At 69.0% G+C, this 23,332-nt stretch carries 25 protein-coding genes; 12 read left to right on the top strand and 13 right to left on the bottom strand.

Translation table 11 applies throughout. The features are described 5' to 3' along the window. Nucleotides 1-36: 36 nt before the first annotated feature. Nucleotides 37-735, bottom strand: coding sequence for an NAD(P)H-hydrate epimerase (locus tag E6C70_RS05100; RefSeq protein WP_235833277.1), 699 nt, complete (start codon nt 733-735; stop codon nt 37-39). 57 nt (nt 736-792) lie between these two features. Between E6C70_RS05100 and E6C70_RS05095 the strand changes: the two genes are divergently transcribed. Then, entirely contained in the window at nt 793-1,308 is a 516-nt protein-coding gene (locus E6C70_RS05095; RefSeq protein WP_235833276.1) for a PaaI family thioesterase, read from the top strand. Here E6C70_RS05095 and E6C70_RS05090 read toward each other — a convergent pair. After that, on the bottom strand, nt 1,294-2,280 hold the full coding sequence (locus E6C70_RS05090) for an NAD-dependent epimerase/dehydratase family protein (protein ID WP_136422832.1): 987 nt from the start codon (nt 2,278-2,280) through the stop codon (nt 1,294-1,296). The two genes, E6C70_RS05095 and E6C70_RS05090, sit on opposite strands and share 15 nt — an antisense overlap. 50 nt (nt 2,281-2,330) lie before the next feature. On the opposite strand from E6C70_RS05090, the gene E6C70_RS05085 reads away from it, so the two are divergent. Both E6C70_RS05085 and E6C70_RS05080 read left to right on the top strand, forming a co-directional pair. Next, nucleotides 2,331-3,317: an LLM class F420-dependent oxidoreductase gene (locus E6C70_RS05085; RefSeq protein ID WP_136422830.1), complete on the top strand. Its 987-nt coding sequence runs from the start codon at nt 2,331-2,333 to the stop codon at nt 3,315-3,317. 76 nt (nt 3,318-3,393) lie between these two features. After that, nucleotides 3,394-4,440, top strand: coding sequence for an LLM class flavin-dependent oxidoreductase (locus E6C70_RS05080; protein ID WP_136422829.1), 1,047 nt, complete (start codon nt 3,394-3,396; stop codon nt 4,438-4,440). Here the strand turns inward: E6C70_RS05080 and E6C70_RS05075 are convergent. The 8 genes from E6C70_RS05075 to idi are packed head-to-tail and all read right to left on the bottom strand — an operon-like array spanning nt 4,437 to nt 10,444. Further along, entirely contained in the window at nt 4,437-4,799 is a 363-nt protein-coding gene (locus E6C70_RS05075; protein ID WP_136422827.1) for an RNA-binding S4 domain-containing protein, read from the bottom strand. The two genes, E6C70_RS05080 and E6C70_RS05075, sit on opposite strands and share 4 nt — an antisense overlap. Nucleotides 4,800-4,827: 28 nt before the next feature. Further along, on the bottom strand, nt 4,828-5,733 hold the full coding sequence (locus E6C70_RS05070; protein ID WP_136422825.1) for a prenyltransferase: 906 nt from the start codon (nt 5,731-5,733) through the stop codon (nt 4,828-4,830). Beyond that, the gene (locus E6C70_RS05065; RefSeq protein WP_136422823.1) at nt 5,720-6,085 is read right to left on the bottom strand and encodes a lycopene cyclase domain-containing protein; all 366 of its coding nucleotides are present in this window, start codon (nt 6,083-6,085) and stop codon (nt 5,720-5,722) included. Before E6C70_RS05065 ends, E6C70_RS05070 begins: the two co-directional genes overlap by 14 nt. Continuing rightward, a complete protein-coding gene (locus E6C70_RS05060) occupies nt 6,082-6,408 on the bottom strand; it encodes a lycopene cyclase domain-containing protein (RefSeq protein ID WP_136422821.1) in 327 nt (108 codons plus the stop codon). The genes E6C70_RS05065 and E6C70_RS05060 overlap by 4 nt, the downstream gene beginning before the upstream one ends. Then, nucleotides 6,405-7,979 (bottom strand): phytoene desaturase family protein, encoded by a 1,575-nt coding sequence (crtI, locus tag E6C70_RS05055; protein ID WP_136422819.1) that lies wholly within the window; start codon nt 7,977-7,979, stop codon nt 6,405-6,407. Before crtI ends, E6C70_RS05060 begins: the two co-directional genes overlap by 4 nt. Next, on the bottom strand, nt 7,976-8,860 hold the full coding sequence (locus E6C70_RS05050) for a phytoene/squalene synthase family protein (protein ID WP_136422817.1): 885 nt from the start codon (nt 8,858-8,860) through the stop codon (nt 7,976-7,978). The genes crtI and E6C70_RS05050 overlap by 4 nt, the downstream gene beginning before the upstream one ends. Continuing rightward, on the bottom strand, nt 8,857-9,903 hold the full coding sequence (locus E6C70_RS05045; RefSeq protein WP_168770853.1) for a polyprenyl synthetase family protein: 1,047 nt from the start codon (nt 9,901-9,903) through the stop codon (nt 8,857-8,859). The genes E6C70_RS05050 and E6C70_RS05045 overlap by 4 nt, the downstream gene beginning before the upstream one ends. Beyond that, nucleotides 9,896-10,444 (bottom strand): isopentenyl-diphosphate Delta-isomerase, encoded by a 549-nt coding sequence (idi, locus tag E6C70_RS05040; RefSeq protein WP_136422813.1) that lies wholly within the window; start codon nt 10,442-10,444, stop codon nt 9,896-9,898. Before idi ends, E6C70_RS05045 begins: the two co-directional genes overlap by 8 nt. A gap of 78 nt (nt 10,445-10,522) precedes the next feature. Between idi and E6C70_RS05035 the strand changes: the two genes are divergently transcribed. Then, nucleotides 10,523-11,032: a MarR family winged helix-turn-helix transcriptional regulator gene (locus tag E6C70_RS05035; RefSeq protein WP_168770852.1), complete on the top strand. Its 510-nt coding sequence runs from the start codon at nt 10,523-10,525 to the stop codon at nt 11,030-11,032. A 34-nt stretch (nt 11,033-11,066) separates the two neighbouring features. Continuing rightward, nucleotides 11,067-11,522 carry an NUDIX hydrolase gene (locus E6C70_RS05030; protein ID WP_136422809.1) on the top strand — a complete coding sequence of 152 codons (456 nt, stop codon included), beginning with the start codon at nt 11,067-11,069 and terminating at the stop codon, nt 11,520-11,522. Here E6C70_RS05030 and E6C70_RS05025 read toward each other — a convergent pair. Continuing rightward, the gene (locus tag E6C70_RS05025; protein ID WP_136422807.1) at nt 11,519-12,349 is read right to left on the bottom strand and encodes a DUF1295 domain-containing protein; all 831 of its coding nucleotides are present in this window, start codon (nt 12,347-12,349) and stop codon (nt 11,519-11,521) included. The two genes, E6C70_RS05030 and E6C70_RS05025, sit on opposite strands and share 4 nt — an antisense overlap. A 23-nt stretch (nt 12,350-12,372) precedes the next feature. Between E6C70_RS05025 and E6C70_RS05020 the strand changes: the two genes are divergently transcribed. The 4 genes from E6C70_RS05020 (at nt 12,373) to E6C70_RS05005 (ending at nt 14,854) form a co-directional block, all read left to right on the top strand. Then, the gene (locus tag E6C70_RS05020; protein ID WP_235833275.1) at nt 12,373-12,984 is read left to right on the top strand and encodes a CDP-alcohol phosphatidyltransferase family protein; all 612 of its coding nucleotides are present in this window, start codon (nt 12,373-12,375) and stop codon (nt 12,982-12,984) included. A 10-nt stretch (nt 12,985-12,994) separates the two neighbouring features. Beyond that, entirely contained in the window at nt 12,995-13,501 is a 507-nt protein-coding gene (locus E6C70_RS05015; protein ID WP_407921015.1) for an FHA domain-containing protein, read from the top strand. Continuing rightward, on the top strand, nt 13,501-14,199 hold the full coding sequence (gene ftsR, locus E6C70_RS05010; protein WP_136422805.1) for a transcriptional regulator FtsR: 699 nt from the start codon (nt 13,501-13,503) through the stop codon (nt 14,197-14,199). Before E6C70_RS05015 ends, ftsR begins: the two co-directional genes overlap by 1 nt. Before the next feature lie 106 nt (nt 14,200-14,305). Further along, on the top strand, nt 14,306-14,854 hold the full coding sequence (locus tag E6C70_RS05005; protein ID WP_136422803.1) for a MerR family transcriptional regulator: 549 nt from the start codon (nt 14,306-14,308) through the stop codon (nt 14,852-14,854). 142 nt (nt 14,855-14,996) lie between these two features. Here the strand turns inward: E6C70_RS05005 and E6C70_RS05000 are convergent, their stop codons facing one another. Beyond that, nucleotides 14,997-15,806, bottom strand: coding sequence for a ParA family protein (locus E6C70_RS05000; protein WP_136422801.1), 810 nt, complete (start codon nt 15,804-15,806; stop codon nt 14,997-14,999). A gap of 76 nt (nt 15,807-15,882) precedes the next feature. Here E6C70_RS05000 and E6C70_RS04995 point away from each other — a divergent pair, with 76 nt between their 5' ends. From E6C70_RS04995 to def, 3 genes are read left to right on the top strand one after another with little or no spacing between them, the layout of a single operon-like run. Continuing rightward, nucleotides 15,883-19,287 (top strand): pyruvate carboxylase, encoded by a 3,405-nt coding sequence (locus tag E6C70_RS04995; protein ID WP_136422798.1) that lies wholly within the window; start codon nt 15,883-15,885, stop codon nt 19,285-19,287. A 49-nt stretch (nt 19,288-19,336) separates the two neighbouring features. Further along, complete coding sequence (locus E6C70_RS04990; RefSeq protein WP_136422796.1) at nt 19,337-20,596, top strand: MinD/ParA family ATP-binding protein; 1,260 nt, start codon at nt 19,337-19,339, stop codon at nt 20,594-20,596. A gap of 37 nt (nt 20,597-20,633) precedes the next feature. Then, a complete protein-coding gene (def, locus tag E6C70_RS04985; protein ID WP_136422795.1) occupies nt 20,634-21,125 on the top strand; it encodes a peptide deformylase in 492 nt (163 codons plus the stop codon). 222 nt (nt 21,126-21,347) lie between these two features. Here the strand turns inward: def and E6C70_RS04980 are convergent, their stop codons facing one another. Then, nucleotides 21,348-23,228 (bottom strand): AMP-dependent synthetase/ligase, encoded by a 1,881-nt coding sequence (locus E6C70_RS04980; protein WP_136422792.1) that lies wholly within the window; start codon nt 23,226-23,228, stop codon nt 21,348-21,350. Nucleotides 23,229-23,332: the final 104 nt, after the last annotated feature.

Raw genomic sequence — 23,332 nt, 5'->3', positions numbered from 1 at the left:
AGAGTTCCAGCGTCGAGGGAGGCCGCGGTATTCCGTTCACGGCAGCACCACGACGGGGTCGACGCCGGCCAGCGCGGGTGCGAGCCCGATGTCGATGAGCCGCACCTCTCCGGCGAGGGAGGCGGCCGGCTCGAGCAGCAGCCCGGCCTTCACGGCGCCGAATGTCACCGTCACGGCGGCCGGGAGCACGACCGCATCAGGGACGCGGCCGTCGGTGGGGTCGATGCCGCTCGGGATGTCCACGGCCACGACGATGGGTGCGTCATCGGCCGTCACGACGGGAAGCAGCGCCTCGACCACCGACCGCGCATCGCCACGCAGAGACGGGTCGGCGCTCGTACCGGTGCCCAGGACGCCGTCGACGACGATCGCTGAGGCGCGCGCGACCACCGCGGCGACGGCGATGTCGACGAGCACGCCGCCCGCATCCGTCGCCGCGGAGAATGCGGCTTCATGGATGCGCGACCCGGTGCGGACGATCCGCACCTCGGCGCCGGCTCCTCCGAGCGTGGCGGCCGCGTACAGGGCGTCGGCCCCGTTGTCTCCCGAGCCGGCGAGCACCAGGATGGCGCCGGGCCGGCTCTCGAGCAGCTCGCCGATGACGCCCGCGAGGCCGGCTGCGGCGCGCTGCATGAGCGGAACGCCGGCCGCGATGAGCGGCGCCTCCGCCGCGCGGATCTGCGCTGCCGAATACCCCGCCGTCATCCTCGCCCTCGCATCTCTCCACTGTGGCATGGACGCCGCCGGAACGCGCCCCGGATGCGCGCCCGCCACGGTGTTAGGTTCGAAGCCGTGACCGATGCCGAGCTGCCCACCGCCTCCGCCACCTACACCTGGGTCGATCCGCAGGTCGCCCTCGCGCAACTGCCCACCCTGAGCGGGTTGGAGTATCTCGGCGGCATCCTCGCCGGCAGCATCCCGCAGCCTCCCATTGCGGCGATCATGGGCATGTCCATCGTCTCGGTCGAACCGGGCGAGGTGGTGTTCGAGACGCGCCCGACGGAGGCCCATTTCAACCCGCTCGGCACCATCCACGGGGGCCTGGCCTGCACCGTCCTCGACACCGTGCTGGGCTGCGCGGCCCACAGCACGCTCCCGGCGGGAACCGGCTACACCTCGATCGACATCGCCGTCAGCTATGTCCGCCCCATCCAGCCCGGGCACGGGCCGCTGCGCGCCACGGGTCGGGTCCGCAAGGGTGGAAGCCGGGTGATCTTCGCCGATGCGGAGCTCGTCGACCGCGACGGCACCCTGCTCGCGACGGCAACCAGCAGCCTGCTCGTGTTCAGCCGGCTACCGCTCTACTGAGACGACCAGACGGTCGAATACCGCGTCGAGCTCGGCATCGACGACGCGGTGGTCCGGATGCTCGTCGTACCACGCGATCGCCTCGCGGGCGCCCTCCCAGTACCCCGTCGTGGTGCGGAACTCGGGCACGAGCGCGCGCAGCTTCGCGGTGTCGAACACCATCGAATGCGCCTTGTCGCCGAGCAGACCGGGGCCGAGCTCCGGATGCGCATCCGCTATCGCATCCGACGTGACATGCGCGAGGTGCGCCTCCACCCCGGCGGCGTCGGCGAGCCAGCCGTAGATCTGGTTCCACGTGGGTGCGTGGTCTCCCGTGACGGTGAACGCCTCGCCGATCGCGAGCGGGTTGCCCGCGAGCCCGGCGAGGCCGACGGCGACGTCACGCGTGTGCGTGATGGTCCAGAGGCTGGTGCCGTCGCCATGCACGACGACCGGCCGTCCGGCGCGGAGGCGGGCGATGTCCGTCCATCCGCCCAGAGTCGGCAGCATGGTCGCGTCATAGGTGTGCGAGGGTCGCACGATCGTCATCGGGAATCCGGACGCGCGGTAGGCATCGACCAGCACGTCTTCGCAGGCGATCTTGTCACGTGAGTACTGCCAGAACGGGTTGCGCAGCGGCGTCGATTCGGTGACGGGCAGGCGTGACGGGGGAGTCTGGTACGCCGAGGCCGAGGACACGAAGACGTATTGCCCGGTTCGACCGCTGAAGAGCTCGACGTCGGCGGCGACGTGCTCTGGTGTGAAGGCCATGAACTGGGCGATGACGTCGTAGTCCTCGCCACCGAGGGCCGATCGAACCCCCTCCACGTCGCGGAGGTCGGCGCGCACGGATCGCACGCCGTCGGGCACCGGGCGGAGCGACGCCCTTCCCCGATTCAGCACGGTCACATCCGAGCCGCGCCTCACCGCCTCGGCGACGAACGCCGCGCTGATGACACCGGTTCCACCGAGGACGAGCACTCTGTCAGCCATCGTCCGATCATCCCATCGAACGCGTGCCCGACCGCCCTAGACTGCCGAACATGGACTTCGGCATCTTCGTTCCGCAGGGTTGGCGTCACGATCTGGTGGGCATCGCGCCCGCCGAGCAATGGCAGACGATGAACGCATTGGCCACGGCGGCCGACGCGGGGCCGTGGGACAGCATCTGGGTATACGACCACTTCCACACGGTTCCGATCCCGTCGCAGGAGGCCACCCACGAGGCCTGGACGCTGATGGCGGCCTTCGCCGCCACGACCTCGCGCGTCAAGCTCGGGCAGATGTGCACCTGCATGAGCTATCGGAACCCGGCCTACTTGGCCAAGGCGGCGGCGACGGTCGACATCATCTCCGGCGGTCGCGCGCAGATGGGCATCGGCGGCGGCTGGTACGAGCACGAGTGGCGGGCGTACGGATACGGGTTCCCCGCTATCCCCGAACGCCTCGGCCGCCTGCGAGAAGGCGTCGAGATCATGCACCAGGCCTGGACCACCGGCACGGCCACCTACGACGGCAAGCACTACCAGGTGGACGGGGCGATCGTGCGCCCGCTTCCGCTGCAGGAGGGCGGCATCCCGCTGTGGATCGCCGGCGGCGGCGAGAAGGTCACGCTGCGCATCGCCGCCAAGCGCGCCTCGTACACGAACTTCGCCGGGACGCTTGAGGAGTTCGACCACAAGAGCGAGGTTCTGCGCGGCCACTGCGACGAGCTGGGCCGCGACTTCGGGTCGATCACCCGTTCGTCCAATTTCAACACCATCGTCGGCGCGACGGAGGACGAGGTGTCCGATCGCCTCGAGGCCGTTCGAGCCCGGGTGCTTCCGTACCTCGGCGAGGAGGAGACGACGAAGTTCATCGCAGAGTATCGCGATGCCCCGGCGGTCGGCACGCCCGAGCAGATCGTCGAACGGATGCAGGAGCGCGCGCGTCACGGGCTGGGCTACGCGATCCACTACTTCCCCGAGGCCGCCTACGACCGATCGGGCATCGAACTGTTCGAGCGCGAGGTCATCCCGGCCCTCGGCTGACGAGCGGCCGGGTGCGGAATAGGGCGATGCATCCGCTCGTTCAATCTCATGCAAACGTATTGAACAGGAGCTCGCTGTGACCGATCAACTGGCTTTCGGCCTCGACACCTTCGGCGACGTGACCGTGGGCCTCGACGGCGAGACCCTCACCCAGCCCCAGGTGCTGCGCAACGTCGTGGCCCAGGGCGTGCTGGCCGACCGGGTCGGCGTCGACGCTTTCGGCATCGGCGAGCACCACCGCATCGACTTCGCCGTCTCCGCTCCGGAGGTGGTGCTGGGAGCGATCGCGGGAGCCACCGAGCGCATCACCCTGGGCTCGGCGGTGACGGTGCTGAGCTCCGACGACCCGGTGCGGGTCTTCCAGCGCTTCGCGACGCTCGACGGACTCTCGGGCGGTCGCGCGGAGGTGACGCTCGGGCGGGGATCGTTCACCGAGTCCTTCCCGCTCTTCGGCTACCAGTTGAGCGAGTACGAGGACCTCTTCGAGGAGAAGCTCGAGCTGTTCGCGGCACTCCGCAGCGAGACGGCCATCACCTGGGAGGGTCGCAAGCGCGCAGCCCTGGTCGACCGAGAGGTCTACCCGAAGACGGCATCCGGCGCCCTCAAGACCTGGATCGGCGTGGGCGGCAGCCCCGAGTCAGTCGTGCGCGCCGCTCACTACGGCTTCCCCATGATGCTCGCCATCATCGGAGGATCGTCGGCGCGATTCCGCCCCTTCGTCGACCTCTACGGGCGAGAACTCGACCAGATGGGCAAGGACCGGCTGCCGGTCGGGGTGCACTCACCGGGCCACATCGCCGACACCGACGAGCAGGCCCGCGAGGAACTCTGGCCGCATCACCAGGCCATGACCACGCGCATCGGCCGGGAGCGGGGATGGGCGCCCATGACGCGCGACCACTACGAGAATGAGGCTGGCCCCGACGGCGCGATCTACGCCGGTTCACCGGAGACGGTAGCCCGCAAGATCGCCGCCACCGTCAACGCGCTCGGCATCGCCCGGTTCGACCTCAAGTTCTCCAACGGCACGCTGCCGCACGAGAAGATGATGCGTTCGATCGAGCTCTACGGCACCGAGGTCATCCCACGCGTGCGCGAACTGCTCGCCGCCGAGTCGTCCTAGCGCCCGCGGAGGCGCTCCATGTCGCGGCGTTCGCGCTTGGTCGGCCGCCCTGCACCCCGGTCGCGTTGCGGGACGATCGCCGCGACTTCCCGCGGAGGCGGAGGTGGCGTTCGGTCGGCATAGGCGGCCGAGGCGACCTCAGCCCCGACCCGCTTGACCAGGATCGCGCGGATGTCGAGGATGCGGTCGAACCCGTTCGCCCGCACGCGCACCTCGTCGCCGACCTTGACCGTCTGGGCGGCCTTCACCCGCTCGCCGTTGACCCGCACGTGCCCGGCGCGGCAGGCCGCCGTCGCCAGTGATCGCGTCTTGTACGCGCGGATGGCCCACAGCCAGGCGTCTACGCGAGCGGAGTCCATGGCATCAGCGTAATCAGCGCGGCACCGCTCAGCGCAGCAGCGCCCACCAGATCAGCACCATCGTCACGAGGAATCCCACGACGAAGTTGATCGCGAGGAACCGCCGCCATCCGCGATTCGCCGTCTCGGATGCGGCATCCGTCACCGACCAGAAGGGGGCGGCCGCCGCGATGTACGGCAGCACGAGCAGGGCGGCCAGCGGTCCGGGCCACGGCGTGAACAGCATCAGGATGCCCGCTGCCGCCCAGAACGCGATGGCGACGCGCACCGTGGCCTTCGCGCCGATGGCCGTCGCTATGGATGAGATTCCGCCCTCCCGATCGGGGACCACATCCTGCACGGCGCCGAAGGCATGACTGGCCATGCCCCACAGGAAGAAAGCGGCCAGCAGACCGACGAGCGCCGGGGTGAAGACCGCACCGGCCACCGCGAGTGCATACACCGCCGGGCTCACGAAGTGCGTCGCCGAGGTGGCCGAGTCGATGAACGGCCGTTCCTTGAACCGGAGGCCCGGCACCGAGTAGGCGAACACGGCGAACAGGCTGATCGCGAGCACGAGCCACGACCAGGGGTGGGCGGTGCCGCCGAGCACGAGCATCGACCCGACGAACAGCCCGGACGAGCCGACGCCCGCCATGATGACCGTTCGATGCAGGCGGGGGTCGAGGAGCGCCCCCTCCGCACCTCCCTTGCGCGGGTTGCGCAGGTCGGACTCGTAGTCGAAGACGTCGTTCACGCCGTACATCAACAGGTTGTACGGCACCAGGAAGAACAGGGTTCCCACGATCAGCAGCGCATCGATGCGCCCGGTCGTGAGCACGTACGCGGCCGCGAACGGGTAGGCGGTGTTGATCCAGCTCAGCGGTCGCGACGATAGCAGCACCTGTCCGGCGAGGGAGGGGCGATGCGCGTCCACCCGCTCAGTCTGCTGCATCCGCCTTCTCCTCGCTCCGCGCCGTCCCGAGGGAGGAGGCATCATCCGCCGCCTGCTCATCAGACGGGCCGCCCACGAGAGCCCATAGGGAGGGCAGCAGCAACGCGGCGGCCAACGGATAGGCGAAGTCCTCGACGGGCGCGAGCCCGACGCCCCACCCCGATCGTCCGGCCAGGTCGTAGGCGACGATGCCGTTGGCGATCATGATGTTGTCGAAGACGGCGGTGAGGATGACGGTGCAGAGCACGGTCAGGCCGATCGGAGCGAGCATCCTCGGGCGTCGAACGAGGGCGATGACGGCGATCGCCACCACCGGGGCGAGGATGACGAGGTTGAGCACCGGGTAGCTCATCGGTCGGCCTTCCGCGCCGCCAGCAGGCGCTCGAACACGGCGAACAGGTTCATCGTGAGGTAGCAGAGGAAGGCGAGGAAGAAGATCTCCTCGAGGGGGAACTCGTGGCCGAGCAGCACGCCGGTCATGATCGAGGACTCGCCGCGCGTGAACAGTCCGAGCGCGATCCCCGCGACGTCCCACACCACGAACACGGCGAGGCCGGCGAGCATCACCACCACGGCGCGCCACGGCGATCGCCAGAAGAACAGCCGATAGCGCCAGTCGAGCACCACCATCCCGGCGAGGGAGGCCAGCAGCGCCCCCAGGTAGAGGAAGCTCACCGGGCCGGCGCGCCGTCGCGGGCGGGTTCGGGCAGCGGACTCGTCGACGTGTCTCCCCGCAGGCGCTTGAGTAGGATCTCGGCGCTGATGAGGCACATGGGCAGCCCGATGCCGGGGATCGTGGATCCTCCCGCGTAGTACAACCCCGTCACGCGCTTCGAGGCGTTCGAGCCGCGCAGCATCGCGCTCTGGCCGAGGGTGTGCGCCGGCCCGAGCGCGCCGCCCTTCCAGGAGTTCAGGTCGGCTGCGAAGTCGCCGGGTCCGACGGTCCGACGCACGACGACGCGTTCGGCCAGGTCGGGGATGCCCGCCCACTCCGACAGGCGACGGATGGCGAGGTCTGCCACCAGCTCGACCTGGGAGTCGCCGGAACCATCGACACCACCGCGTCCGATGCCCGGATCGGCCGGTACCGGGATGAGCAGGAACAGGTTGCTGTCGCCGTCGGGGGCGACGTCGTCATCAGTAGCGCTCGGCTTGCACGCGTAGAACGAGGCCGGCTCGGGGATCGAGGCCTCCGACGCGAAGATGCGGCCGAAGTTCTCGTCCCAGTCCTCGGTGAAGAACAGGGTGTGGTGGCTGAGTTCTGGCAGTTCCCCGCGCACGCCGAGCATGACCAGCACGGCACCGGGTCCCGAGGTGCGCCGTCGCCACCAGCGCTCGGGGTAACTGCGGTGCTCGGGCGCGACCAGTTCGGTCTCCGTGTGGTGCAGGTCGGCCGCCGAGACGACCTCGTCGGCGTTGAGCGACACGGTCTGCCCGTCGTGCACGTAGTCGACGCCTGCGACGGAAGCTCGGGCACCGGGCGTCGTGCGGATGGCGGTGACCCGCGCATCCGTCACGATGCGCACGCCGCTCTCGCGTGCGAGGTCGGCGATCGAGGCGATCACCCGTGTGAAGCCGCCCCGCGGGTAGAGGACCCCCTCGTCGAGGTCGAGGTAGCTCATGAGGTGGTACATCGCCGGCGTCATGGTGGGGGAGGAGCCCAGGAAGACGGCGGGGTAGCCGAGGATCTGGCGGAGTCGGTTGTCGCTCACGTACGAGGCGGCGAATCGGTCGAGCGGGCGCAGCAGCAGCCGCGCGAGCCGCCCGGCTTTGCCCAACAGCTCGCGGGAGGCGAACGGGCGCATTGACGCGAAGCTGGTGTAGAGGAAGCGGTCGACGGCGTCATGATAGGTCGACTCGGCCGAGACCAGATAGCGGTCGAGTGCCTCGCCTGCCCCGGGCTCGATGCCCTCGAAGACGGCGAGGTTCTCGGCGCGACCGGCGGCGATATCGACGGGTTCGTGGTGGCCCTCGAAGTAGACGCGGTAGCCGGGATCGAGCTGCACGAGGTCGAGCTGCTCGGCGGCCGTCGTGCCGTGAAGGCGGTAGAAGTGCTCGAACACCTCGGGCATCAGGTACCAGGACGGGCCCGTGTCGAACCGGAACCCGTCCTGCTCCCAACTGCCCGCGCGACCACCCACAGTGGCCGCCGACTCGAGCAGCGTCACTTCTCGCCCCTCACGTGCGAGAAGTGACGCCGTTGCCAGACCGGCGATTCCTCCGCCGATCACGATGGTGCGCATCATCGCTCCCGTCCGCCCGAGGTGAGGGCGGCGTGAACGGCGATGGTGAGCTTCTCCGCATCCGGGACCCGTACGCGTGCGGTCAGCAGGGAACCGGCCGGTGTGCCGCGCAGTTTCGCTGCGAGCCGGGCGAACAGGGCGTGAGCGGCGGCGACGGCGGCCCGAGACCCGCGGGGGAGGTGCGGGATGCAGCGGCCTGCGATGGCGAGGTCGAGGTCGATGTCGTCCAGGATGAGGTGCTTCTGATGCTCGGTGAGGTGAGCGGGGTCCACTCCGGGGAAGTAGTTACGACCGAGCCGCACCCAGTCGGCGGACAGGTCGCGCAGGAAGTTGACCTTCTGGAACGCAGCGCCGAGGTGAGTCGCGCCGTCCTCGAGTTCTGCGAGAGCCGTGGGCGACGGATGGGACCCGATGATGAACGCGCGCAGGCACATCAGGCCGACCACCTCGGCCGAGCCGTGGATGTAGGCCGCGACCTCGTCGTCGTCGAGGGGATCGGCATCGAGGTCGCGTCGCATGGAGGCGAAGAACGGCGCGGTGAGATCGGTGCCGATCCCGGTCAGGCGTGCGGTGACCGCGAAGGCGTGCACCACGAGGTTGGTGGAGAACCCGATCGCCATCGCCCGCTCGGTCTCTCGTTCGAGGTCGTCGAGCTGTTCGAGCTGGGTGCGGAGGTCGAGGCCCGCGGCAGCGGCTGCGCCGTCGACCACCTCGTCGGCGACCCGCACGAGCGCGTAGATGGAGCGCACCTGCTCCCGCACCACCGGTTCCAGCAGCCGCGCGGCCGCCCCGAACGATGTCGAGTAGAACCGGATGACGGTGGCGGCGCTCGCCGTGGCAGCCTCGGTGTACGCGCCGATCGGATCGGGTTCCTGCCCGCTCACCGCACACGCTCCACGGCTCGGTCGGCGAACACGGCCAGCTGGGCGGTCAGGGCAGAGGGCAGGGCGGATGCCGAGAGCTCGGCCTTGGCGAGCTCGGCATGGCCGCGGGCGAGTCGCAGGGTGTCGTCGAGGGCGCCGCACTCCCGGAGGCGCTCACGGACGACCGCCGCGCGTTCAGCGGTCAGCTCGGGGTCGCCGATGTGTGGTGCGATGTCCGGCCAGGCATCCGTCGTCGCCGCGTGAGCTATCAACGTGGTGTGCTTCCCCTCCCGCAGATCGGCGTGGGCGCTCTTGCCGGTGGTCGCCTCCTCGCCGAAGACGCCGAGGATGTCGTCGGTGAGCTGGAACGCCACGCCCACCAGTCGACCGTATCGCCCGAGCGTCGCCACGTCCTCCTCACCCGCGCCGGCCAGCACGGCACCGGCCTGCAGGGGTGCCTCGCATGAGTAGACCGCCGTCTTGCGCTCGAGGGTGGCGAGCACGTCGCTCACGGGGAGCGATCCGCGAGTGGCGGAGTTGGTCACATCCGAGAGTTCCCCGGCCGCCGAGATGAAGACGGCCCGGTCGAGGATGTCCAGCAACTGGTCGCGCGTCCCGGCATCCGTCTGAACCTGGGCGACCAGGCGGTGGGCGTGACTGAGCGCGAGGTCGCCGGCGAGCAGCGCGGCGGCTTCACCCCAGTTCTGCGACGAGCCGCGGTCGACCCCGGCGGAGACGCCGCGCTCGGTGAAGGCGCCGATGAGGGTCGGCACGCCGCGGCGGGTGTCGTCGTGGTCGATGACGTCGTCGTGGATGAGGAAGGCGGTGTGCAGCAATTCGAACGCGAGCGCGAGCTGCACGGCCGCGCGCTCGTCGGATCCGCCGAGATGGCGGTGAGCGGTCAGCACGAGGGCCGGCCGGGCGCGCTTGCCGCCCGCGCTGGCCTGCTCCAGACGGTCCCACAATTCGACGTAGTGCTCGCCGTAGTCGCTCGCGCGCAGCCGCGCTGCCGCGAAGTATCGATCGAGCTCCTCCTGAAGGGGGGAGAGCACGACGTCAAGCACCGAAGCGCTCCAGCTGCTCGAGCTGCAGGACCATCCACGGGCTGAACGCCCACGGCGTCTCCGCTGCGGCCCGGATGACGGCATCCGGCTCGGCCCAGACGTACTCGGCGACCTCGCGGGGGTCGGGCTCCGGCTCGTCGCGCGTCCGCGCGACGTAGACGGGGCAGATCTCGTTCTCGACCGTTCCGTGTGCATCGGTGGCCCGGTAGCGGAACAAGGGGAGTGCGAGAGTGATGTCCTCGATCGAGATCCCGAGCTCGAAGTCCGCGCGTCGCCGGACGGCGCTCAGCAGCGGCTCGGCCGGTCGGGGGTGGCCGCAGAACGAGTTCGTCCAGATGCCTGGCCAGCTCAGCTTGTCGAGCGCGCGTCGCGTGATGAGCAGACGACCGTCGGCGTTCAGCACGTAGCAGGAGAAGGCGAGGTGCAGGGCCGTGTCCGGGCCGTGCGCCGCGGACTTGAGGGCCGTGCCCACGGGGCGACCGTCACCGTCGAGCAGGACGATCTCGTCCTCCGCCGCGGCTCCGGTGTCGTTGAGCGTCATCGTCACCATCGTGCATCACCCCGAGAATGTCCACAAATAGCTAACTGGGTTAGTGAATTCGACGTTAGCATGATTCCCATGGCGATCCCAACAGATTCACCGGCGATCGGTGCGCCCTACTGGTACGACGATGACGCCGACGACGAGCAGGCCATCGCGGTGCTCGAGGCGCTCCGTCGGTTCCGTCGGGCCGAGCACGGGATGCGCTCGCGCACGCAGGGCGACATGGACATGAACGAGACCGATCTGGCCGCTCTCCGCTTCCTCATCGCAGCCGAGCGGGAGGGGCGCGGGGTCGGGCCGACCGAGATCGCCCACCATCTTCAGATCTCCACCGCGGCGACCGCCAAGCTGATCGGTCGGCTCTCGGCATCAGGGCACATCGAGAGACTGCCGCACCCGAGCGACCGTCGCGCCGCGATTATCCGTCCGACTCCGTCCTCGCACCACGAGGTGCGCCGGACCCTGGAGAGGACCCACCGGCGGATGCTCGAGGCTGCACGCCGGCTCACGCCCGGCGAGCGCGAATCCGTGGTGCGCTTCCTCGATGATGTGGGCACGGCGATGACGGTCCGCGACGACGACTGACTCCCGCACGGCAGGAGTGCGGCATGCTGGATGCATGAGCGGACAGACCGGCGACGCCTGGGTGGAGGGACCCGACGGGCGACGGTTCTGGGGACGGTTCGGAGCTGCCGGCCTCCTGGCGTGGCACCCCGAGGATGGCGTGCTCATGCAGCATCGCGCGGAATGGAGCCATTTCGGCGGCACGTGGGGGCTTCCCGGGGGAGCCCGACATGAAGGCGAGAGCGCGGTCGACGGCGCCATCCGCGAGGCCGGCGAGGAGGCAGGCGTCCGTCCGGCCGACGTCGAGGTGATCGGCAGCTCGCTGTACGACCTCGGCTTCTGGTCGTACACGACCGTGGTCGCGCGCGCCGTGCGGCGTTTCGAGCCGTTCGTCGCCGACCCCGAGAGCATCGAGGTGCGGTGGATCCCCATCGCCGAGGTCGACGACCTGCCGTTGCACCCCGGGTTCGCGGCGAGTTGGCCGTCGCTGCGACCCCTGCTGCGCGACTAAGCGGTCTCGGTCGTCGGCTGGTGCCGGCGGGGGAACCACGGCACGATCGCCGACGTCCCCGCTTGGTAGTCGACGTATTCCGGATGCCGCTGCTTCGAGATCGCCTCGGTGAACACGGTCGAACCCACGAACAGCAGGCTGAGCAGCACGGGGAAGAGCAGCGTCCAGTGGAAGACGCTGCCCGTCGCCACGATCGCGAAGAGGTAGAACGCCCACCACTGCGACTGTTCGAAGAAGAAGTTGGGGTGACGCGAGTAGCGGAACAACCCTGTCGTGAGGAATGTCGGCGACGGCGTGCGGGCGGCCGCGCTCTCCGTCTTCTTCCATTGGTGGAAGTTCCACTGCTGCTGGTCGGCGATGGTCTCGCCGGCGAGGAGCGCGAGGAAGAGCACGGCGATCAGGATGTCCCAGATTCCGAGGGGGGTGCGAGGCGATGCGGCGTACACCGTCCACGCCGGCAGCGTGATGCCGAGGATGAGGGCGTTCTGGTAGATCGAGATGAAGAGCAGGTTGAACACCTGGTAGAGCGCGGGCGACATCCGCTTGCGCAGGGCCGCCCAGCGGTAGTCCTCGCCTCCGCGGGCGTAGCCGCCCTTGCGCGCGAAGTTGAAGGTCAACCGGGCGCCCCAGGCCGTGACGAGGCAGGCCATCAGCACCAGCCGCGCATCCGTCATGCCGCTCGCGGCAGCGAAGACCCAGACGTAGATGACGGGCGAGATGGACCAGATGCGGTCCACCCAGGAGTACTCGCGGGTGACGAGCGAGGCGATCCACGTGAGGGCGATCGTCACGCCGCAGATCCAGAGACAGGTGACGAGGGGGTTCATGCATCGCATTGTAGACTCGGCCCGTGGTCGGCCCGAGCGAAGCGAGTTCTCGCGTGCTCACGGTGCCCAACATCCTGAGCTTCTTCCGGCTCGCCCTCGTGCCCGTCTTCCTCGTGCTGCTCATCTCGGCGCAGGACGTCGCCGCGCTGGTCGTGCTCGCCGTCGCCAGTGCCACTGACTTCCTCGACGGCTACCTGGCCCGTCGCTTGAACCAGATCTCCCGGCTGGGCCAGCTGCTCGATCCGGCCGCCGATCGGCTCTACCTGTTCGCAGCCCTCCTCGGCCTCGCCGCGCGTGAACTCATCCCGTGGTGGCTCGTCGCCGTCATCGTGGGGCGCGACGTGTTCCTCGCCGTGCTGGGGATCATCCTCGCGAGCAACGGTTACGGCCCGTTGCCTGTGCACCAACTGGGCAAGGTCGCCACCTTCGCCCTGTTCCTCGGACTGCCCATCATCATGCTCGGAGTGGCCTTCCCGAGCCTCGCGCCGGGCGCCGAGCCGATCGGCTGGGCCGTGGCGTTGTGGGGTGCCTTCCTGTACTGGTGGGCCGGCATCATCTACGCCATCGAAACGGCGCGGGTCATTCGCCTGCCGCAGCCTGCAGCGTCCGTCCGATCGGATACGCTGGAGGGATAGGAGGTGTCACGTGGTCGAGTCCGATAACCCGGCTGTGCGGCCGTCCGACGGTGAAGACGTCGACGGCACATTCAGCGAGTCCGTGCCCGAAGCGCAGAGCGCCGATACCACGCTCACCTTTTCACAGGAGCAGGCCGCCCAACTGGCTGCCCTCGACAGTGACCTCACCAGTGAGGAGGAGGAGGCCATCGGCGCCCTCCCGTCGGGTTCGGCGCTGCTGATCGTGCGGCGCGGGCCCAACTCCGGGGCACGGTTCCTGCTCGACGCCGACATCACCAGCGCCGGTCGCCACCCCGACGCGGACATCTTCCTCGACGACGTCACCGTCTCGCGGCATCACGCGCAGTTCCTGCGTCACCGCACGGCGTTCGAGGTGAAGGACCTCGGCTCGTTGAACGGAACCTACTTCGACGGCGTGCGCATCGAGACCGCGCTGCTGAGCGATGGTGCCGAGGTGCAGATCGGCAAGTTCAGGCTCACGTTCTACTCATCGAGGCTCGACCTCGCCGGTGCGTGATGGCGGCCCAGGCCGCCTCCTCCCGGGCGCCTGACGCCCCTCTGCTCAGCATCGGACAGGTTCTCGCGCGGCTCACTCCCGAGTTTCCCGAACTCACCCCGTCGAAGCTGCGCTTCCTCGAAGAGCAGGGCCTGATCTCCCCGGCCCGCACCGAGTCCGGCTACCGCAAGTTCTGCTCGGCCGATCTCGACCGCATCAGCAGCATCCTCGCGCTCCAGCGCGATCACTACCTCCCTCTCAAGGTCATCCGGGGTTACCTCGAGCAGATCGACTCCGGTCATGTACCCACCCTCCCCGGCGCCGTGCCCGGCACGCCCACGATGCTCCCCATGGCGCGCCGCTTCGGCAAGGACGACCTGCTGCGCGAGTCAGGCGCATCCGCCGTCCTGTTCACCGAGGCGGTGTCTGCGGCTCTCATCACCCCCGGCGAGACCTATGGCGAGGAGGCCGTGACGGTGCTGCGGGCGCTCGTCGAACTGGGCCGCGCCGGCGTCGAGCCTCGTCACCTGCGCGGCTACCGCGCAGCGGCGGAGCGCGACGCGGCTCTCATCGAGAGCGCCATCGCACCCGTCTCGCGGCGCCGCACGGCGTCCAGTCGGGCGCGATCGGCGGAGCTCGCCCTCGAGCTCGCCGCGCACCTGGAACGTGTCCGCGTGAGCCTGCTGCGCTCGGCTCTCGGTCGCGTCACGAACGGATGACGGGCTCGACACGCGGGGCCGATGTCATTGCCGGGACCCCTACCCCTGAGTACGGTGGAGTTCGCGGCGCCATCGCGCGGCACGTCCAGCTGGAAGAGGCGAATCGATGAGTGAACTCAGCCGGAGCGACGCTGATCGCTACGAACTCGAGCTGCTCTTCACGGACGGCCTGCCCGAGATGGACGACCAGTCCGGCTATCGCGGGGCCGTCGCGGCGCGTGCGGCCGGCATCAGCTACCGCCAGCTGGACTACTGGGCACGCACGGAGCTCGTCGAGCCGACGGTGCGCGGAGCGGCCGGATCGGGCTCGCAGCGGTTGTACGGATTCCGCGACATCCTCGTGCTCAAGCTCGTCAAGCGCCTGCTCGACACCGGCATCTCGCTGCAGCAGATCCGGACGGCGGTCAACCAGCTGCGCGAGGCCGGCATCAGCGACCTCGCTCAGACGACTCTCATGAGCGATGGAGCGAGCGTCTACCTGTGCACCTCGAACGACGAGGTCATCGACCTGGTCAGCCGCGGCCAGGGCGTGTTCGGCATCGCCGTCGGCAAGGTGCTCCGCGAGGTGGAGTCCACTCTCGTCGAACTCGACACGCAGCCGGCCGACCAGATGGACGAGCTCGCAGCGCGTCGCGCCGAGCGCAAGATCAGCTGACCCCTCCGCAGTGCTGGTTGAGCGCGGGGCCGATGACAGCCACTGCTGGTCGAGTAGCGAGCGACGAAGGAGCCCGCGTATCGAAACCCGTGCGCGCGCCTTTACCCGAAGCCGCTGAAGCGTCTGCGCTACTCGAGCAGCGCTAGGACAGTTCGGCGTATTCGCCGATGCGAGCGGTGCGCATGACGCGATCGAGCAGCTGGTCGAAGTAGCGGGCCATCTCCTGTGCGCTGTCGCCGGGCCAGGCGTGCAGCGGCTGACCGGCGCCCTGCGCCTGCTGCAGGGAGGTGCGCTCCGGAAGTTGGGGGCTGAGCACGAGGGGGCCGAACATGTCGCGCAGTTCCTTGATGCGGTACTGGTGCTCCAGTGATGCGAGGCGCGTGCGGTTGACGATGATGCCGAGGGGCTGCAGGCGGCTGGACATGCCGCGCCGGATCTCCTCGATGGCCCGCAGGGCACGGTCGGCGGCTGCCACGGAGAAGAGCCCGGGCTCCGTCACGACGGCCACGCGGTCGCTCGCCGCCCACGCCGTGCGGGTGAGCGCGTTGAGCGTCGGGGCGCAGTCGACCAGGACGAGTTCGTAATCGGACTCGATGGTCTCCAGAGCGTCCTCGAGCTTCCAGATGTCGCGCTCGTGGGGGTGCGGACCGTCGTAGTTGATGGCCGAAGGACTGCCGATCAGAACGTCGAGTGTCGACCCGGGACGGCCCTTCGTCCAGCCGCTCGGAGCGATCGCGCTGCGAACGATCTTCTCCTTCGGGCTCGCCAGGACATCCGCGATGTTGAGGTGTCCGGACACGGCGACAGCCATGCCCGTGGACACGTCAGACTGCGGGTCGAGGTCGACGACAAGAGTGCGGATTCCGCGGGCGAATGCTGCTGAAGCGAGCCCGAGGGTCACCGTCGTCTTGCCGACGCCTCCCTTGAGGGAGCTGACGGAGAGTACGTGCACGAGTAGATACGTTACCTTCACTAGTCTGGGAGAACCTAACCGCCCGCCCTGCGTTCCGCGTCGCTGAAAGGCCTCCATGTTCCAGAAGATCCTCGTCGCCAATCGCGGAGAAATCGCCATTCGGGCGTTCAGAGCCGCCTATGAACTCGGGGCGAAGACGGTGGCCATCTTCCCGTTCGAGGATCGCAATTCCCTGCATCGCCTGAAGGCCGACGAGGCCTACCAGATCGGTGAGCCGGGGCATCCGGTGCGCGCCTATCTCGACGTCACGGAGATCATCCGGGTCGCTCGCGAATCGGGTGCCGACGCCATCTACCCGGGCTACGGATTCCTCTCGGAGAACCCCGAACTCGCCGAGGCTGCGGCCGAGGCGGGCATCACGTTCATCGGCCCGGGAAAGCACGTGCTCGAGATGGCCGGCAACAAGGTGACGGCGAAGGAGCACGCGATCGCGGCCGGCGTTCCGGTGCTCGCGTCGACCCCGCCCTCCCGCGATGTCAACCTGCTCATCGAGCAGGCCGCCGACATCGGGTTCCCCATCTTCGCCAAGGCCGTCGCGGGCGGTGGCGGTCGTGGCATGCGGCGCGTCGACAGCCCCGAGAAGCTGCGCGCGGCGCTCGAGGAGGCCATGCGGGAGGCGGACAGCGCGTTCGGCGACCCCACCATGTTCCTCGAGCAGGCGGTGCTGCGACCGCGTCACATCGAGGTGCAGGTGCTCGCGGATGCCGACGGTGAGACCGTCCACCTGTTCGAACGCGACTGCTCGGTTCAACGTCGCCACCAGAAGGTGGTCGAGATCGCGCCGGCGCCCAACCTGCCCGAGGAGACCCGTCAGGCGCTCTACCGCGACGCGATCGCCTTCGCGCGCTCGATCGGCTACGTCAACGCCGGAACCGTCGAGTTCCTGCTCGACACCGCGGGCGAGCGAGCGGGCGAGCACGTCTTCATAGAGATGAACCCCCGCATCCAGGTGGAGCACACGGTGACGGAGGAGGTGACGGATGTCGACCTCGTTCAGTCGCAGATCCGCATCGCCGCCGGCGAGAGCCTCGTCGACCTCGGGCTCACCCAGGACCGCATCCAGTTGCGTGGCGCCGCCCTGCAGTGCCGCATCACCACCGAGGACCCGGCGGCGGGATTCCGACCGGACACCGGCAAGATCACCACCTACCGCTCACCCGGTGGGGCCGGCATCCGTCTGGATGGCGGAACCATCAACCCCGGCGCTCAGATCAGCCCGCACTTCGACTCCATGCTGGCCAAGATGACCGCGCGCGGCCGCGACTTCCCGGCGGCCGTCGCACGGGCCCGACGTGCGCTGGCCGAGTTCCGCATCCGCGGCGTCTCGACCAACATCCCCTTCCTGCAGGCGGTGCTCGATGACCCGTCGTTCGTCGCGGGCGACCTCAGCACCTCCTTCATCGACGAGCGTCCCGGCCTGGTCAAGGGGCGGCCGTCGAAGGACCGCGGCACCAAGATCATGAACTGGCTGGCCGACGTCACGGTCAACCAGCCGAACGGCGCTCGACCCACCACCATCGATCCGACCGACAAGCTGCCCGATGTCGACCTCAGCGCGCCCGCCCCCGCCGGTTCCCGGCAGCGGCTGCTCGAACTCGGGCCGGCCGGCTTCGCGGCCGCCCTGCGCGCGCAGACAGCAGTGGCTGTCACCGACACCACCTTCCGCGACGCCCACCAGTCGCTGCTCGCCACCCGGGTGCGCACCCGCGATCTCGTTGCGGTCGCGCCGTACGTCTCCCGACTCACGCCCGAGCTCCTGTCGGTCGAGGCGTGGGGAGGTGCGACCTACGATGTCGCGCTGCGCTTCCTCGGGGAGGATCCGTGGGAGCGCCTCGCGGCGCTGCGTGATGCGATGCCGAACATCAACATCCAGATGCTGTTGCGAGGCCGCAACACCGTCGGATACACGCCCTACCCGACGGCGGTGACCGAGGCGTTCGTGCGGGAGGCCGCAGCCACCGGCGTCGACATCTTCCGCATCTTCGACGCCCTCAACGATGTCAGCCAGATGCGCCCGGCGATCGACGCCGTGCTCGCGGAGGGCAGCGCCGTCGCCGAGGTCGCCGTCTGCTACACGGGAAATCTGCTCGACCCCGCCGAGGACCTGTACACCCTCGATTACTACCTGCGCCTGGCCGATCAGATCATCGAGTCCGGGGCTCACATCCTGGCCATCAAGGACATGGCAGGTCTGCTGCGCCCGTCGGCAGCCGAGGCGCTCGTCGGCGCGTTCCGCGAGCGATTCGACGTCCCCGTTCACCTGCACACCCATGACACCCCGGGCGGTCAGCTGGCGACGCTGCTCGCGGCGGCACGCGCAGGCGTCGACGCCGTCGACGTCGCCAGCGCCCCCATGGCGGGCACCACGAGCCAACCCTCGGCATCCTCCCTCGTCGCCGCGCTCGCGAACACGCCGCGAGACACGGGTCTCTCGTTGCGGGCGGTCTCGGACCTGGAGCCGTACTGGGAGGCCGTGCGCCAGGTCTACCGCCCGTTCGAGTCGGGTCTCGCCGGCCCCACCGGGCGGGTATACCGCCACGAGATCCCGGGCGGCCAGCTCTCGAACCTGCGCCAGCAGGCGATCGCCCTCGGCCTGGCCAACGACTTCGAGCTGGTCGAGGACATGTATGCGGCGGCGAACGGCATCCTCGGGCGCATCCCCAAGGTGACCCCGTCCTCGAAGGTGGTCGGCGACCTCGCCCTGCACCTGGCCGCGGTGCGCGCCGACCCGGCCGACTTCGAGGAGAACCCCGACAAGTACGACGTGCCCGATTCGGTCGTCGGCTTCATGGCCGGCGAGCTGGGGGAGTTGCCGGGCGGATGGCCTGAGCCGTTCCGCACCAAGGTGCTCGCCGGCAGGACGGTCCGTGTCGGCGTCACCGAGCTGACGCCCGACGAGAGCGCCGAACTCGCCGGCGACAGCGCCACCCGTCGCGCCACGCTCAACCGGCTGCTGTTCCCGGCTCCCACTCGCCAGTTCGAGCAGATCCGCGAACTGTTCGGCGACCTCTCCGTCGTCGACACCCCCGACTACCTCTACGGTCTGCGCCAAGGCGCGGAGCACGTCATCGAGATCGACAAGGGCGTTCGCCTCTACGCCGGCCTCGAGGCGATCGGCGAGGCGGATGACAAGGGCATGCGCACCGTCATGACCACGCTGAACGGCCAGCTGCGACCCGTGTTCGTGCGCGATCGCAGTGTCTCGGTCGAGAGCAAGGCTGCCGAGAAGGCCGACGCCAACCAGCCCGGCCAGGTCGCCGCACCGTTCTCGGGTGTCGTCACCCTGCAGGTGGAGGTCGGAGCCGCGATCGAGGCGGGCCAGGCTATCGCGTCGATCGAGGCCATGAAGATGGAGGCCGCCATCACGAGCCCCATCGCCGGAGTGGTCGACCGGCTCGCCATCCCGCGTACGCAGCAGGTGGACGCCGGCGACCTCCTCGTCGTGGTGCGGCCGCAGTAGGCTCTCATGCAGCGATCAGAGCCGACCTGGCATCCGAGGAGGGGAACGCATGGCCGAACCCGGTGAACCGCTCGACCTGCGCACCCGACGCGCCCGCGAGCAGGACGACGAGTACAACAGCGAGCTCGCTCCCGACACCGGTAACCTGGCGGCCGCGCTGCCCGAGAGTCTGGGCGTCACGATCGATCTCTCGCCGCGTTCGGCTCGCGACGATGACGACGATGATGCCATCGGCGACGAGGTCGCCCTCCCCGAGCCCGCCACGACGCACTCGGTGATCGTGCCGACGTCGCCCATGCGCGGCGTCCACCGGCAGGTCTCCTCGCAGACCGTCGATGCTCCGGTAATTCGCGAGCCCGGACGCCCCGAGGAACCGAGCATGCTCACAGCCGATCGGCTGCTCGAGCCCAATCGCAAGACCCGGCCCGCCCCCGAGGGTGGTGTGAGCCACGGGCTGTACGCCGCCAGCTTCGGCGTCATCAACCTCGGTGACTCCAAGAAGGTCCGGGCCCGCAAGGAGCTGGACACGCGCATTCAGCGCTCCTTCAGCGGCGGAACGCGGTTCGTCCCCGTTCTCACCCGCAAGGGCGGCGTCGGCAAGACCACCGTCACCGCCCTGCTGGGCATGGCGCTCGCGGACTCCCGCGAAGACCGGGTGATCGCCGTCGACGCCAACCCCGACCGGGGAACACTGAGTGAGCGCGTGGCGAAGCTCACCCGTGCCACCGTGCGCGACGTGGTGAACAAGGCGGCGTCGATCGGCGGATACACCGATTTCTCTGCGCTGGTCTCCCGCGACGAGACTCGACTCGACGTGCTGGCATCCGACACCGACCCCCTGCTCTCCGAGGCGTTCAGCGACGACGACTACAACGTGGTGGCCGACCTCGCCGCCCGCTTCTATTCGATCGTGCTGACCGACTGCGGAACAGGCATCGTGCACTCCGTCATGCGCGCCACGCTCGGCCGGGCCGATTCCATCGTCATCGTGTCGGGCGGCAGCGTTGACGAGGCGCGGCTGGCATCAGAGACGCTCACCTGGCTCGAGGCGAACGGATACGGCGAGCTGGTCGCCAACGCCGTCGTCGCGCTCAACACCGCCACGCAGGGCACCAACCTCGTCAAGCTGTCGGAGATCGAGACCCATTTCCAGTCGCGCGTGCGCGAGATCGTGCGCATCCCGTACGATCCGGTGCTCGCGGCGGGCTCGGTCATCCACTGGAAGGACCTCAAGCCGCTCACCCGGCACGCCGCTCGCGTCCTGGCGGCTGAGGTCGTCGAGGGCCTTCCGGCCGACCGCGGCATCTGAGCCGCGACAGTCACGAACACCGAGACACGTAGAGAGAATGACCGAACGAGACATCCGCCTATTCGGCGATCCCGTCCTGAAGACCGTGTCCGACCCGATCGGGGCGATCGACCACCGCGTCCGCGCCCTCGTCGCCGACCTCGTCGACAGCGTCAAGTTGCCGGGTCGAGCGGGGGTGGCTGCGGCGCAGATCGGCGTGAACCTCCGCGCGTTCAGCTACAACGTCGACGGCGAGGTCGGCTACATCCTCAACCCCGTCATCGCGGAGGTCTCGGGCGAGGCCGAGCCGGTCGAGGAGGGCTGCCTCTCCGTGCCCGGCCTGTGGTATCCCACTCCGCGCTATCCGTTCGCCCGGGTCACCGGGATAGACCTCGATGGCGCCACGATTGAGCTCTCGGGCACGGGTCTCATGGCGCAGGCCTTGCAGCACGAGACCGACCACCTCGACGGCCTGCTCTACCTCGATCGATTGTCGAAGGAGAACCGGCGTTCGGCCATGAAGGAAGTGCGCGAGTCCAGCTGGTTCTGAACCCACGCCCATCGGTCCGCACGACGAGGGTCCGGCGCAGTCTGCGTGCACCGGCGCAGGGTATACGGTGCGCCCGCGCACATGAGGTGCGCCGGGGAAGAGCCAGGACCGAGGATTGGTGCCTGTCGGCGGAGATAGAACACGAAACGCCGCAAACGGGATCGTCCCGCTGCGGCGTTTCGTCTCTGAACTCCGCTGACTCGCGGCAGGTCAGTGGCGCTGCTACTGCGCCAGGCTGAAGCCCTGCGTCGCCGGAGCGCCGGAGTACATCTCCTCGATCACGTCGGCGAAGTCGACGAGGATCACGTTGCGCTTGATGCTGAGCTTGGGCGTGAGGTGGCCGCTGTCCTCGGTGAGGTCGGTGGTGAGCACGGTGAACTTGCGGATCGACTCGGCCCGCGACACGTTCTCGTTGGCGACGTCGATGGCCCGCTGGATCTCGGCGAGCACGTGCGGGTTCTTTGCCGCCTCCTCGACGCTCACGCCGGCATCCTCGTTGTTGTTGTTCAGCCACACCGGCAGCATCTCGGGGTCGAGGGTGACTAGGGCTGAGATGAACGGCTTCTGGTCGCCGACGACGATGACCTGGCCCACGAGCGGGTTGGCTCGGATGGGGTCCTCGAGCGTGGCCGGGGCGACGTTCTTGCCGCCGGCCGTGACGATGATCTCCTTCTTTCGTCCCGTGATCGTGAGGAAACCGTCGTCGTCGATCGAGCCGAGGTCGCCGGTCGCGAACCATCCGTCGACGAAGGCCGCGGCGGTCGCCTCCGCGTTCTTCCAGTACTCCTGGAAGACGTTGACGCCCTTCACCTGGATCTCGCCGTCATCGGCCAGACGGATGCTGACGCCGGGCAGCGCGGGCCCGACGGTGCCGATCTTCGACTTCGTGGCGAGGTTCACCGTCGCGGGAGCCGTCGTCTCAGTAAGGCCGTAGCCCTCGAGGATGGTGATGCCGAGGCTGTGGTAGAAGTGGCCGAGGCGAGCGCCGAGGGGGGCTGAACCCGAGACGGCGTAGCGCACGTTGCCGCCCATCGCGGCACGGAGCTTGGCGTAGACGAGGCGGTCGAACAGGGCGAACTTCACCTTCAGTCCGAGCGGAACCTTCTCGCCGGCTTCGAGCAGTCGTGAGTGCTCGACGGCCGCGTCGGCTGCCGCGCGGAAGATCTTGCCGCGACCGCCGGTCTCGGCCTTCTGCTCGGAGACGTTGTAGACCTTCTCGAAGACGCGTGGGACGGCCAGCAGGAACGTCGGCTTGAAGCTCGCGAGCGACGGCAGCAGCAGCTTGGTGTCCGGCTGGTGACCGACGCGCACGCCGGCGTGGACGCACAGCACGGAGATGAACCGCGCGAACACGTGCGCCGTCGTGATGAACAGCAGGGTGGATGCCCCGTTGGGGTCGAGGACGACCTCCTCGAGGGCGACGGCCGAGTTGCGCGCGAGCTCGACGAAGTTGGAGTGGGTCAGCACGCAGCCCTTGGGCTTGCCCGTGGACCCGGAGGTGTAGATCAGGGTGGCAATGTCGCTGCCGACCGCGAGGTTGCGGCGGCGCTCGATCTCGGCATCCGGGACATCGACGCCCTGCGCGGCCAGCTTGTCGAGGTCGCCGAGGTCGATCTGCCAGACGTTGCCGATGGCCGGCAGTTCAGGATGCACCTCGTCGAACCGGCTGAACATGTCGGCGGTCTCGAGGATCACGGCGATCGCACCGGAGTCGCTCAGGTTCCAGCGCACCTGAGTGGGGGAGCTGGTCTCGTACACGGGGACGAGCACGGCGCCGGCGAACCACATCGCGAAGTCGACGAGGGTCCACTCGTAACGGGTCTTCGACATCAGTCCGACCTTGTCGCCGGGCTGGATGCCCGCTGCGACGAAGCCCTTGGCCAGGGCCACGACGGCCGCGTGGAACTCGCGCGTCGTGACGGGCGACCATCCGCCGTTCTTCGGCAGCGAGAACAGCACCGAGTCGGGAGTGGCCTTCACGCGCTCGACCAGGAGGTCGGTGGTGTTGGCGGAGGGGTCCGCCGGCACGGCTGCCGGCGCGTCGAACTGATTCACGGTATCTCCTTCGGTACCGGGGCGGAGCGTCCGTACCGCGCTCGCCATCGGCAGCGGTGCGGGGGCGGAGCGTCACCGGTAGAACTGGGTGGTTACACTCTAATCGGTGCGCCTCCGAGCCTCCTGTCGGTAGCATCAGCACTCCGCCACCG

The organism is Orlajensenia flava (genome assembly GCF_004801905.1).
Taxonomy (GTDB): Bacteria; Actinomycetota; Actinomycetes; order Actinomycetales; family Microbacteriaceae; genus Orlajensenia; species Orlajensenia flava.
Note: the sequence above shows the minus strand (reverse complement) of the source record. Positions and strands in the feature narration are given on the sequence as shown.